This is a genomic window from Gluconobacter sp. GP1 (assembly GCF_032913585.1).
Taxonomy (GTDB): Bacteria; Pseudomonadota; Alphaproteobacteria; order Acetobacterales; family Acetobacteraceae; genus Gluconobacter; species Gluconobacter cerinus.
Genome location: NZ_JASGXC010000001.1, coordinates 165,862 through 179,107 on the forward strand (window position 1 = coordinate 165,862; position 13,246 = coordinate 179,107).

Annotated in this window: 9 protein-coding genes and 1 tRNA gene; all 10 read left to right on the top strand. The window is 55.0% G+C overall.

What is annotated here, in order from left to right; translation table 11 throughout:
* Nucleotides 1-104 precede the first annotated feature (104 nt).
* The 10 genes from lon (at nucleotide 105) to dnaE (ending at nucleotide 13,233) form a co-directional block, all read left to right on the top strand.
* A complete protein-coding gene (gene lon, locus R5H23_RS00810; RefSeq protein WP_264649456.1) occupies nucleotides 105-2,651 on the top strand; it encodes an endopeptidase La in 2,547 nt (848 codons plus the stop codon).
* A 139-nt stretch (nucleotides 2,652-2,790) separates the two neighbouring features.
* Nucleotides 2,791-3,078: an HU family DNA-binding protein gene (locus R5H23_RS00815; RefSeq protein WP_007282110.1), complete on the top strand. Its 288-nt coding sequence runs from the start codon at nucleotides 2,791-2,793 to the stop codon at nucleotides 3,076-3,078.
* Between the two features lie 70 nt (nucleotides 3,079-3,148).
* Nucleotides 3,149-3,223: transfer RNA gene (locus R5H23_RS00820), tRNA-Val, on the top strand.
* 22 nt (nucleotides 3,224-3,245) lie between these two features.
* Nucleotides 3,246-3,968, top strand: coding sequence for a biotin--[acetyl-CoA-carboxylase] ligase (locus R5H23_RS00825; RefSeq protein WP_317213898.1), 723 nt, complete (start codon nucleotides 3,246-3,248; stop codon nucleotides 3,966-3,968).
* Between the two features lie 17 nt (nucleotides 3,969-3,985).
* The gene (locus R5H23_RS00830; RefSeq protein ID WP_046901429.1) at nucleotides 3,986-4,783 is read left to right on the top strand and encodes a type III pantothenate kinase; all 798 of its coding nucleotides are present in this window, start codon (nucleotides 3,986-3,988) and stop codon (nucleotides 4,781-4,783) included.
* A gap of 51 nt (nucleotides 4,784-4,834) precedes the next feature.
* A complete protein-coding gene (locus R5H23_RS00835; protein ID WP_203547465.1) occupies nucleotides 4,835-6,493 on the top strand; it encodes a ribonuclease J in 1,659 nt (552 codons plus the stop codon).
* Nucleotides 6,494-6,504: 11 nt separating this feature from the next.
* Nucleotides 6,505-7,821 carry a proline--tRNA ligase gene (gene proS, locus R5H23_RS00840; protein WP_317213899.1) on the top strand — a complete coding sequence of 439 codons (1,317 nt, stop codon included), beginning with the start codon at nucleotides 6,505-6,507 and terminating at the stop codon, nucleotides 7,819-7,821.
* The gene (locus R5H23_RS00845; protein ID WP_317213900.1) at nucleotides 7,821-9,068 is read left to right on the top strand and encodes a lipoprotein-releasing ABC transporter permease subunit; all 1,248 of its coding nucleotides are present in this window, start codon (nucleotides 7,821-7,823) and stop codon (nucleotides 9,066-9,068) included. The genes proS and R5H23_RS00845 overlap by 1 nt, the downstream gene beginning before the upstream one ends.
* Nucleotides 9,061-9,750: an ABC transporter ATP-binding protein gene (locus R5H23_RS00850; RefSeq protein WP_317213901.1), complete on the top strand. Its 690-nt coding sequence runs from the start codon at nucleotides 9,061-9,063 to the stop codon at nucleotides 9,748-9,750. Before R5H23_RS00845 ends, R5H23_RS00850 begins: the two co-directional genes overlap by 8 nt.
* Nucleotides 9,751-9,810: 60 nt before the next feature.
* Nucleotides 9,811-13,233 carry a DNA polymerase III subunit alpha gene (gene dnaE / locus R5H23_RS00855; RefSeq protein WP_317213902.1) on the top strand — a complete coding sequence of 1,141 codons (3,423 nt, stop codon included), beginning with the start codon at nucleotides 9,811-9,813 and terminating at the stop codon, nucleotides 13,231-13,233.
* The last annotated feature ends 13 nt before the right edge of the window (nucleotides 13,234-13,246 follow it).

The window sequence follows — 13,246 nt, forward strand, 5'->3', positions numbered from 1 at the left end:
AGATGCTGTCTGAATTCGTGCCTTTTCTGCATGAAGAGACATCACGGTGTTCGCGCTGCCAGGCAGGCGGAGGCCGTGGGATCGTCCCTATGGAGATCAAGTGAATGACTGACGATACCAAGCCTAAGACGCGCCGTCGCACAAAGAAGGTGGATGACGCCGCAGTTGTAGAAAAGAAGCCTGCCCGCAAGCCGCGTGCCAAAGCCGCGGCTGCCTCTCCTGTGGAGGCTGTGACTGAGGTAGCCCCGGCTCCTCGCCAAGATGTCATGGCTGTTCTGCCGCTGCGAAACATTGTTGTGTTTCCACACATGATTGTTCCGCTTTTTGTCGGGCGGGAAAAGTCAGTTAAGGCGCTGGAAACTGTCACACGCGATAGCAAGCAGATCCTGCTAGTTGCGCAGAAAGATGTTTCGCAGGATGATCCTTCTGCTGACGACATTTACCGTTACGGCACGGTTTCTACCATCCTTCAGCTGCTGAAACTGCCAGACGGTACCGTTAAGGTTCTGGTCGAAGGAACCCGTCGTGTTCAGATCACGCGTCTGTTCGATGTGGATGGTCACTTCGAAGCTGAAGTGAAAGAAATTGCGGAGGAGCCTTTGTCGGCTACTCCTGGCAGTGATCTGGAAGCTCTGGGTCGCTCAACGGTTTCCCAGTTCGAGCAGTATATCAAGCTCAACAAGAAGATCCCGCCTGAAGTCATGGTCTCGATCAACCAGATCGAGGATCTGTCAAAGCTGGCAGACACAATTGCCAGCCATCTGAATCTCAAGATTTCCGAAAAGCAGGAAATTCTCGAGATGGCCTCTGCTGAGCAGCGTTTAGAGCAGGTCTTTGCTCATATTGAGACAGAGATTGGCGTTCTGCAGGTTGAGAAGCGTATCCGGAACCGCGTGAAGCGGCAGATGGAGAAGACGCAGCGCGAATATTATCTCAACGAGCAGCTCAAGGCGATTCAGAAGGAGCTTGGGGAAGGCGAGGATGGCAAGGACGAACTTGCTGAGCTTGAAGAGAAGATCAACAAGACGCGCCTGAGCCGTGAAGCCAAGGAAAAGGCCCATGCCGAGCTGAAAAAGCTGCGTGGCATGAGCCCGATGTCTGCGGAAAGCACGGTCGTCCGGAATTATCTGGACTGGCTGTTGGGTATTCCGTGGAAAAAGCGTTCCAAGATCACCAAGGAGTTTACGCACGCTGAAGGTGTGCTTGAAGCCGAACATTACGGTCTGGAAAAGGTCAAGGAGCGTATCCTTGAGTATCTTGCCGTGCAGACGCGTTCCCAGAAGATCAAGGGACCGATCCTGTGCCTCGTGGGGCCGCCGGGCGTTGGTAAAACGTCTCTGGCAAGGTCAATCGCCAAGGCAACGGGACGTCAGTACGTTCGGATGTCTCTGGGTGGTGTGCGCGACGAATCGGAAATTCGCGGTCATCGCCGGACGTATATCGGGTCCATGCCTGGAAAAATTATCCAGGGCATGAAAAAAGCGAAAACGTCTAATCCGCTGTTCCTGCTGGATGAGATTGACAAGCTGGGTGCGGATTGGAGAGGCGATCCTTCGTCTGCACTTCTGGAGGTTCTGGATCCGGAGCAGAACTCAACGTTTGCCGATCACTATCTGGAAGTCGATTACGATCTTTCGGATGTCATGTTCGTGACGACGGCTAACAGCCTGAACATGCCGCAGCCACTGCTGGATCGTATGGAGATCATCAATCTCTCCGGGTACACGGAAGATGAGAAGGTCCAGATCGCGCGTCGCCATCTGCTGTCAAAGCAGGCTGAGGCCCACAATCTCAAGCCGGATGAATGGTCTGTTTCTGATGAGACTCTGATGGAGCTGATCCGCTCCTACACGCGTGAGGCAGGCGTCAGAAATCTAGAGCGCGAGATTGCCCGGTTGGCTCGTAAAGCCGTGAAGGAAATCATCACGACGGGCGTAACGCATGTTGAGATCACGCCGGACAACCTGGAAAAATACGCAGGTGTCCGCCGCTTCCGTCATGGTGAGACCGAGACGGAAGATATGGTTGGTGTCGTGACCGGACTTGCCTGGACGCAGGTCGGCGGTGAGATCTTGACGATTGAGAGCGTCATGGTGCCTGGAAAGGGGCAGGTGAAGCAGACTGGCAAGCTGGGTGAAGTGATGCAGGAGAGCATCTCGGCCGCCCTGTCTTACGTCCGATCACGAGCTCAGGACTTCGGCATCCGGCCACCTCTTTTTGAGAAGCGCGACATCCATGTGCATCTTCCAGAAGGGGCTACGCCAAAGGACGGTCCGTCCGCAGGTATCGCGCTTGCTACGTCTCTCGTCAGTATTCTGACGCAGATTCCCATCCGTAGAGATGTGGCGATGACGGGCGAAATTACGCTGCGTGGTCGTGTGCTGGAAATTGGTGGCTTGAAAGAAAAGCTGCTTGCAGCGCTTCGGGCAGGGATCAAAACTGTTCTTATCCCGAAGGATAATGAAAAGGATCTTGCCGAGGTTCCTGAGAATGTCCGCCATGCTCTCAAGATTATTCCAGTCAGTCACGTCGACGACGTTCTGAAAATTGCTCTCACGCGTATGCCTGAGGCGATTGAATGGGATGAAAATGTCGATCCTGTAGGCGGAATTCCGGCTGAGAAAGTGGCTCCAAGGGCACTTCCGCACTAACGGTTGGGTTCTTATACGATTCTAACAGTTGACGCGGCCAAAAAGCGCTTCATAGTGCGGCCGCAGATCGAACAAGCGCCTGAGCCGCAAGACTCTTCGGAGGTTGGCTCAGGTGCTCTTAACACCAGAAAGGCACATCATGGAGAAGCCCCTCAACAAGCAGGAACTGATCGCCGCCGTTGCTGACGCCGCCGATCTTCCGAAGGCCAAGGCCAGCGAAGTTGTCGATGCGGTGTTCAGCACGATCGAGAAGACGCTTGCCAAGAAGCAGGAAGTTCGTCTGGTTGGTTTCGGTAGCTTCGTGACCGCTACGCGTAAGGCCGCCAAGGGCCGTAACCCGCGTACGGGCGAAGAGATCGACATTCCGGCATCCACCTCTGTCCGTTTCAAGCCGGGCAAAGGTCTTAAGGACGCCGTAAGCGAATAATTTCGCTTTTTTGGTTCTGAGTGCCTTTACGGGTGCTCAGAACCGTGTATATAGGCCACGTGTTTTCAGAGGGCGATTAGCTCAGCGGTAGAGCGTCTCGTTTACACCGAGAGGGTCGGCAGTTCAATCCTGTCATCGCCCACCACATGAAGACTGTTTTTTTGACTATGGCCTGGCGTTTCGAAGTTTATGAGACGTTGGGATCGACTTCCGATCTCTGCAAAGAGAAAGCCGAGGCTGGAGCCCCCGAGAGGCTCGCCGTTCAGGCACTTTTCCAAACATCAGGGCGTGGAACCCGAGGTCGCAGTTGGGTAGATCCCGGCGGTAATCTGGCAATTTCTCTGTTGTTCAAACCGCAAAATCCTGAAATTTTTTTGACTGCGTGCCCGTTTCTGACCGCTTTGGCGCTTTACGAAACAGCGCAGAGTTTCTGCGCCTCAAAAGCAGAATTTTTGCTGAAATGGCCGAATGATTTACTCCTGAATGAACGCAAAATGGCGGGAGTTCTGATTGAGGCGGGTGGTATTGCGTCTAACAGGTGGGTTGTTGTCGGTATTGGTGCAAACCTGGCGCAGGCGCCTGACGTCCCTGGTCGTCAGTTGGCAGCCCTTTCCGAGGTCGCTCCTTCAGTCGATCCCATCAAGTTTGGCGAGGCACTGACGGCGGAAATGGACCGCTGGATTGCCGCGTGGAATGATCATGGTTTCGAAGTCATTCGTCGGGCATGGCTCGAAAGAGCGCATCCGGTTGGACGTCATCTTGCGGTTCAGCGTGGTGAAACTTATATAACAGGTTCATTTTCAGGGTTGGATGAACAGGGGCGACTGCTTCTCGCTCTCCCGGGTGGTGAAACCATACCGGTCGTAACAGGTGATATCCTGCTGGGTTAAAGGGACCGGATCGGAACGTGCTTCTCGTCATTGATGCTGGCAACACCAACGTTGTGTTTGCCGTCCACGACGGTCAGTCGTGGATCGGTCAGTGGCGCATGTCCACCAGCGACTCCCGTACAGCAGATGAATATGCCGTTTGGTTACTGGGCCTTTTTGATCGTATCGGTCTGACGCCTGCGTCTGTCACGCGCGCGATTATCGGAACTGTTGTTCCCGCAGCATTATATGATTTGCGGCGTTTCTGTCGCCAGTGGCTCGATGTGGAGCCACTTGTGGCTAATGCTGGCTTGGATTGGGGCATTGAAGCGCTAGTCGATAATCCGGCAGAACTTGGTGCGGATCGTCGATTGAACGGTCTGGCAGCCCAGCACTTTTATGGTGGCCCGCTCATTGTTGTTGATTTTGGCACGGCAACAACGTTTGATGTCGTGAATGAATACGGTCAATACTGTGGTGGAGCGATTGCTCCGGGCGTCAATCTGTCCATTGATGCCTTGCACAGAGCGGCCGCTCGATTGCCACGGATGAGCATCGGGCGCCCTCTGAACGCAATTGGCCGAAGCACAAGCGTTGCCATGCGTTCCGGACTCTTCTGGGGCTATGTTGGCCTGGTTGAAGGGATCGTAGGAAGAATTTCCGAAGAAATGGGCGGACGCCCCAAGATTGTTGCAACAGGCGGTCTTGCGCCTCTGTTTTCAGAGGGCACCAACCTGTTTGACGTGATGGCCCCGGATCTGACCCTGGATGGCCTCCGTCTTCTGGCGGACCGCAATGCGCTCCTGCCGATCTCAAATTCCCCCGAAGGCATGTAGGCTTTCGGCAATGAATATCGCTCATGATGGTAACACACGTAAGGAATAACTATGACGGATACACCTGACGGTTTGTCCTTCCTGCCTTTGGGCGGGACGGGCGAGATCGGCATGAATTTCAATCTCTACCGCCTCACTAAAAACAGTAAGGAAACCTGGCTCGCCATCGATTGCGGCATTGGCTTCTCAGGTAACGACACGCCTGAAGCTGAAGTGCTGATGCCGGACCCGACGTTTATCGCGGACCGTGCAAAGGATCTGTGTGGGCTGGTCATTACACATGCCCATGAAGATCATCTGGGTGCAGTAGCCCATCTCTGGCCTTATCTGCGCTGCCCGGTTTATGCCACGCCGTTTGCTGCCGCGGTACTGCGTCGCAAGCTGCATGAAGCGCATCTGGTTAATCAGGTAAAAATTCATGTGGTGATGCCGGGCTCGCGCTTCCATGTCGGCCCGTTTGATCTCCAGTTTGTGTCGGTGACGCACTCTGTCGCGGAAGCGCAGGCAGTTGCTCTGCGGACACCCCATGGCCTGATCGTTCATACCGGTGATTGGAAGCTGGACGAAAATCCGCTTGTTGGCCCGGTTACAGATCTGGAAGAGTTCCGTCGTCTGGGTGACGAAGGCGTTCTGGCGATGGTGGGTGATAGCACCAACGTCATGAAGGAAGGTCGTTCAGAGTCCGAAGCGGACGTCCGCAAAGGACTGACGGATCTGATCACAAGCCTTCACGGGCGTGTGGCCGTAACGTGCTTTGCCAGCAACGTGGCGCGCGTTGAGAGCATTGCGAAGGCTGCCATGGCGGCTGGTCGTGCTGTCATGATCGTGGGCCGTTCCCTGCGTAATCTTGAGACTGCTGCCCGGGAGTGCGGTTACTTCAGCGATCTGCCGCCGTTCCTGACGGAGCAGGACGCACGCGACGTCCATGATGACAACCTTCTGATGATCATCACGGGAAGCCAGGGCGAGCCTCGTTCTGCCCTGTCCCGTATCGCGTCCGATACTCATCCGAACATTTCCCTCGGTGAGGGTGACACGGTCATTTACAGCTCCCGCGTTATTCCGGGGAATGAGCAGGCTGTCATGGCTGTGCAGGACAACCTGTCCCGTCGTGGTGTGACTGTTCTGACTGACAAGGACGCGAAGGTTCATACGTCCGGTCATGCAACGGGCGATGATATTCGCGTTCTGTATGGCATTGTCCGTCCGAAATACAGCATCCCAACACATGGCGAATGGCGTCATCTGACGGCTCACGCGGCCTTGGCCCATGAAATGGGCTCTGATCCGATCCTGCTGGAAGATGGTGACATCCTGAACCTGTCGCCGGGCGAAGTGAAGGTTGTCGATACGGCACCGACTGGTCGTTTGGCGCTGGATGGCGGTCGTCTTCTGCCCATGACGGGTGGTGTTCTGGCGGCACGTCGCAAGATGCTCTTCAACGGCATGGTTCTTGCGAGCTTCGCTGTTGATGACGAAGGCTATGTGATCGGTGAGCCAAAGATCAGTGCGCCAGGTCTTCTGGAATCGGAAGATCCGGAAAGCATTCGCATTCAGGAAGAATTCGCTGATTCTATTGACGAAATTCCTGATGAACTGCGAAAGGACGACACGGCATTCCGTGATGCGGCCAAGACGGCCCTGCGCCGTGCCCTGGGGCGCAAGCTCCAGAAGCGTCCGCTTGTCGATGTTCATCTGCTGCGCGTCTGAGAGAATAGAGTATGCGTCTGAGTAAAGCCTTTCAGCCGACGCTGAAGGAAGTTCCGGCGGAGGCGCAAATTGCGTCTCACCGCCTGATGCTACGTGCAGGTCTGGTTCGCCAGACCTCCTCGGGTATTTATGCCTGGCTGCCCGCGGGCCTGCGTGTTCTTCGGAACATCGAGCAGATCATTCGCGAAGAGCAGGATACGATTGGCGCACAGGAAGTCCTGATGCCGACGCTTCAGTCTGCTGATCTGTGGCGTCGTTCAGGGCGTTATGACGCTTATGGTCCGGAGATGCTCCGCATTCAGGACCGTCATGGTCGTGAGCTGCTTTACGGACCGACGAACGAGGAAATGATCACGGATATCTTCGGATCCTCCGTGAGTTCCTACAAGCAGCTTCCAAAGGCGCTGTATCATATTCAGTGGAAGTTCCGTGATGAGGTGCGTCCCCGGTTCGGTGTGATGCGCGGTCGCGAGTTCCTCATGAAGGATGCCTATTCCTTCGATGCAGACTATCAGGGCGCGGTTAACAGCTATCGTCGCATGATGCTGTCCTATCTGCGGATTTTCCAGCGTCTTGGCGTTCGCGCTGTGCCAATGGTTGCAGATACGGGGCCGATCGGTGGTGATCTCAGCCATGAGTTCCTGGTTCTCGCACCGACTGGTGAAAGCGGCGTATTCTTTGACGCTGCCCTTGAAGAGCAGGATTGGCTGGGCCGTCCGGTTGACTGCGATAACGAGGAAGATCTCGCCGCATTCTTCTCTTCCGTGACGGATCACTATGCCGCAACGGATGAGAAGCACGACGAGGCTGCTTGGGCGGAAGTGCCGGATGACCGGAAGCGGGAAGGGCGTGGCATCGAAGTTGGCCACATCTTCTACTTCGGCACCAAGTACACGGAATCCATGGGTATCGAAGTCAGCGGTGCGGACGGGACGAAATTCTCGCCTCACATGGGGTCTTATGGCGTCGGTGTCTCCCGGCTGGTCGGTGCTATCATCGAGGCATCGCATGACGATGCTGGCATCATCTGGCCGGATTCCGTTGCGCCGTACAAAGCTGCGATCCTCAACCTGCGTCCGGGTGATGAAGCCTGTGATGCGATCTGTGAAGAGATCTACGGGGCTGATCCAGGGAACTTCATGTACGATGACCGCTCCGAGCGCGCGGGCGTGAAGTTTAACGATGCTGATCTGATGGGTCATCCCTGGCAGATCATTGTCGGTCCTCGTGGTGCCAAGGAAGGCAAGGTTGAACTGAAGCGCCGTGTAGACGGTGAGCGGTTCGAGCTGCCGGTGGCTGAAGCGCTGGCCAAGATCGGAGCAGCCTGATGTTTGGCCGCTTCGAGCGTATGGTGGCGGGGCGCTATCTGCGTGCTCGCCGTGGCGAACGCTTCGCCTCGATCATTGCAGTTTTCTCATTGGTCGGAATTGCGCTCGGAGTGGCCACACTCATCATCGTCATGTCGGTGATGAACGGGTTCAAGGCCGATCTGATGGGGCGTATCCTTGGTCTTCACGGAGATCTCTCTGTATATGGCTATGGCCACCCCATCGAGGCCTATCAGAACGACGTTGAGGCTATCCGCTCTATTCCCGGGGTTAAATCCGTCACACCCATGGCGCAGGGAACTGTGCTGGTCGAAGCCGGACGGTATTCGACGGGTGCGGAAGTCCAGGGGATTGCACAACAGGATTTTCGTGACTGGCGCGCCTTAAGCAGTGGTATTATCGCCGGGTCGATTGATCGTTTCACGGGAGACGACGCCGTTGCCATTGGGACAACCATGGCAGATCGTGCGGGTCTGACGATCGGTTCTCCAATTACACTCCTTTCCCCGGACGGTCAGGCGACACCATTCGGCACGATGCCGCGCGTAAAAACGTATCATGTGGCTGCCATCTTCGATGCCAATTGGAACGATTATAATTCCAACATCGTTCTCGTGCCGCTACCGGCTGCGCAAAAATTTCTGATGCTTGAAAATGCAGTGTCGCTCATTCAGGTTTCGGTAGACGATCCTATGAACGTCCAGCTTACGCGTCAGGCCGTTGTCCAGCGTCTGGATGATCCACGCCTACGCGTTATTGACTGGAAGAACAGCGCAAATGGCTTCCTGGATGCTGTGACGGTTGAGCAGAACGTCATGTTCCTCATTCTGACGCTCATTATTCTGGTGGCTGCTTTCAACGTCATCTCGTCCTTGATCATGATGGTGAAAGACAAGACGCGTGATATCGCGGTTTTGCGGACGCTTGGTGCGAGCCGCGGCGCAATCATGCGGATATTCCTCATGAATGGCGCTTTTGTCGGGATTGTCGGGACTGCTGCCGGTTCTGCCCTTGGTATTGCGTTTGCCCTAAATATCGAACGCATCCGGCAGTGGCTCCAGTCTCTTACCGGCACCAACCTGTTCAACCCGGAAGTTTACTTTCTCGAGCGTCTTCCGGCGAAGCTTGTCTGGTCGCAGGTTGGAGAAGTGATTGCCATGTCTCTGGTGCTTTCTCTTCTCGCAACGCTGTATCCATCGTGGAGAGCAGCGCGAACTGATCCAATTGAGGCGTTGCGTCATGAGTGAGACACAGGTGCCAGCATTAAATCTGGAAAATCTGACGCGTCGTTTTCGGTCAGGTGAAGAAACGCTTGAAATTCTATCGAATGCCGAGTTTACGCTTTACCCCGGTGAAATTGTCGCCCTTGTGGCGCCGAGCGGGACCGGAAAATCTACGCTCTTGCATCTCGCCGGGCTGTTGGAAGCTCCCACCGAAGGTACAGTTTATATCGGTGGCAACGCCGTAAGTGGACTGAGTGATAGCGTTCGCACGGCTGTCCGGCGTGATCAAATCGGGTTTGTGTATCAGTTTCACCATTTGTTGGGTGAGTTCACGGCACGCGAGAATGTCATGTTGCCCCAGTTGGTTGCGGGTGTGTCCGCAAAGGTGGCGAAGGCGCGTGCCGAAGATCTATTGGGACGTTTTGGATTGTCTCATCGCCTGAATTCTCTGCCCGGCCGCCTGTCTGGCGGTGAGCAGCAGCGGACTGCTATCGCGCGGGCATTAGCCAATAGACCAAAACTTCTCCTTGCGGATGAGCCGACCGGTAATCTGGATGTTGGGACGTCTGATCACGTTTTTGATGAGCTATTGCGTGCCGTTCGTGAGGAAGGCGTTGCAGCACTGATTGCAACGCATAATCAGGAACTTGCGGCCCGTATGGACCGGACGGTGACGTTACGGGATGGGAAGCTCGTACCGTTTTGAGTTGAGGTGACCGGCAAGAAGAGCGCTGTATCTGCTCGCCGGTCCTGATAGAATAGAGGCATGTCTTATGCCGATTTTGTCCATCTCCGTAATCACTCAGCTTACTCCCTGAGCCAGGGCGCCATTCGCATTCCAGATCTGGTTAGTCTGGCTGTGAAGAACGGTATGCCTGCCGTTGCATTGACGGACAGTGGCAACCTATTTGGTGCTCTGGAATTTTCTCTTTACTGCCGAAGCAGCGGTGTGCAGCCGATTGTCGGCTGCCAGCTCTCACTCCCATCGCGCAGTACCAAGCCCGGAGCTCCTTCTGAGCCGCTGGTAGTTCTGGCCCGGAATGAGACGGGGCTGGCCAATCTCCAAATCCTGTCCTCTGAGGGCTTTCTGAACGGTGATCCGGCTGATCCAACAGTTGCTGTGGATGTGCTGTGCCAGCATGCCGATGGGCTGTTCCTTCTGACTGGCGGCAATCGTGGGCCGATCAATCGGTTGATTTACGACGAGCAGAAAGGTGAAGCAGAAGAACTGCTCCGTCGTCTGGCAGACGCTTTTCCGGGTAATATTGCGGTGGAGCTCAATCGCTTCGGCGCGGCGGGTGAACGCGAAATCGAAAGCGTTCTGATCCCACTCGCGGACAAGCTTGATATTCCCCTTGTCGCTACCAATGAGTGCTTCTTCCCGACGCCTCAGATGCACGAAGCCCATGATGCGCTTATCTGTATTGCGCAGGGGCGGACGATGGCCGAAGCCGATCGTTGGCACGTTTCCCCGCAGGCCTGGTTCAAGACGCCGGCCGAGATGCGTGAGATCTTCAAGGATCTGCCAGAAGCTTGTGACAATACGCTTATTATTGCGCAGAAATGTGCCATCGCTGCGTGCACGCGAAAGCCACTTCTGCCGATTTGCCCGAAGGTTCGTGAGGGCTCAACGGAAGAAGAAACGCTTCGTGCCATGGCATGGGAAGGGCTGGAAAAGCGCCTTGAAGCGATCAGTGCGGACGAAGATAAACGAAAAATCTATTCAGATCGTCTGCAAACTGAACTCGACATCATCGCGAAGATGGGCTTCCCCGGCTACTTCCTGATCGTTGCTGACTTCATTCAGTGGGCAAAAGCGCATGATATTCCCGTCGGGCCTGGGCGTGGATCGGGTGCAGGCTCACTGGTGGCGTATGCACTGACCATCACTGATATTGATCCGCTACCCTTCGGCTTGCTGTTCGAGCGCTTCCTGAACCCGGAACGTGTCTCGATGCCTGACTTTGATATCGACTTCTGTCAGGACCGGCGAGACGAAGTTATCCGCTATGTCCGTGAGGAATACGGTGGAAGCCGTGTCGCTCAGATCATTACCTTCGGTAAGCTTCAGGCCAAAGCTGCCGTCCGTGACGTTGGTCGTGTACTTGGTTTGCCTTACGGCATGGTTAACCGCGTTGCAGAACTGATCCCGAATAATCCTGCCAAACCAGTGACGCTGGCGCAGGCGATTGAGGGCGAACCGCGCCTGCAGGAGATGCGAGACAGCGATGAAGCTTTGAAACGGCTTCTGGAAATAGCTCTTCAGCTTGAAGGTCTCTATCGGCACGCCTCAACACACGCCGCAGGCGTCGTGATTGGAGACCGAGAACTGGTCGAACTGGTGCCGCTTTATCGAGACCCGAAGAGCGACATGCTGGTCACTCAGTACAACATGAAGTTTGTTGAGCAGGCCGGACTGGTCAAGTTCGACTTCCTTGGTCTGACGACATTAACAATTCTGAAGCGTGGTCTTGATTTCCTTAAAGAACAAGGAATTATCGTCGATCTCTCACGTATTCCATTAGATGATAAAAAGACTTTTGAAATGCTCGCGAAGGGAGACACGGCTGGTGTCTTCCAGTTTGAAGGCGCGGGCATGCGCGACATGCTCAAACAGATGGCCGCCAGCCGTCTGGAAGATCTGATTGCCGGTGTGTCGTTGTATCGACCGGGGCCGATGGCCAACATTCCGGACTATTGTCGGCGCAAACATGGTGAGGCATGGGAGCCGCCTCACGAAGAAATTCGGGATATTCTGGAAGAGACCTATGGGATCATGGTCTACCAGGAACAGGTTATGCAGATCGCTCAGAAGATGGCGGGCTACAGCCTTGGTGGTGCTGACCTTCTAAGACGCGCCATGGGCAAGAAAATTGCCTCTGAAATGGAGAAGCAACGCGAGATATTCACTGACGGCGCTACGGCCCGAGGAATTCCAAAAGATAAAGCCGTGGAAGTCTTTGATCTTATGGCTCGTTTTGCCGACTACGGCTTTAACAAGTCACATGCCGCTGCCTATGCTCTGGTTTCATATCAAACGGCCTGGATGAAGGCGAACCATCCAGTCGCATTCCTTGCCGGCTGCATGTCTCTGGCACGGGAAAAGACGGATAAACTCGCTGCGCTTTGTCAGGAAGCAAAGCGTATGAACATCTCGGTGCTTCCCGTTGATATCAATCGCTCAATGGCAGATTTTTCCATTGAGACACTGGAGAACGGGCGTCAGGGCATTCGTTATGCGCTTTCAGCCATCAAGCGCGTCGGGACTGCCGCCATGGAGGCGGTGGTGGCAGTTCGCGGGAACCGTCCTTTTAAGGATCTGACAGATTTTGCAGAGCGATGTGACCCTAAAAGCATCAACAAAATCCAGATAGAAAATCTCGCAAAATCAGGAGCTTTTGATAGTCTTCTTAAAGACCGTCACACCGTATTCGCGAGTGCGGATATCCTCATCCGGCGGGCGCAGGCGAGAGCGCAGGAACAGCAGGTTGGTCAGACGGGTCTCTTTGGCGGGAGCGGACAAGAGCGGGAAATTCTTCGCCTGAATGAGGGGCGCCCTTGGCCGGATTTCGAACGTCTTTCACTGGAAGCGTCTGCTATTGGTTTCCATATGAGTGCCCATCCTCTGGACGCATACCGTACGGTCCTCAGACGCTTGGGTGTCACGCCGTCGAACGCACTGGAAAATGCTGCAAAAACAGGAAGTACCCGCGTCAAGATCGCTGGATGCGTCGTGGATAAGAAAGAGCGTCCTACCCGAACTGGCAAGAAGATGGCGTGGGTTAATCTCTCGGATAGTGGCGGTGGCTGTGAAGTCACGCTCTTCGCTGAGACATTGATTTCCTGCCGAGATCTCTTGGTTGCAGGGCAAGCTATTCTTGTGCAGGCTGAACTCAAACTGGACGGGGACGCTCTGCGGATTACGGCACAGAGCGTCATGGATCTGGAGGTTGCAGCCGCGGCTGAGCGGTCCGAAATGCGGGTGTGGCTCCGTCAGTCAGCCGCTTTGCCCAGCCTTTCTGAAATGCTTGAAGAAATGCGTGGCGGACATGGGCGTGTCGTACTGCTTCCTTCTCTGGAAGAGACGCAGGATGTGGAAATCCTTCTGCCTGGGACATATCGCGTGACGCCGCGGTTGGCTGAGCGGATGCGCACCATCCGTGGCGTAGAGAAGGCTGAACAACGATAAACCAGAGAAAATT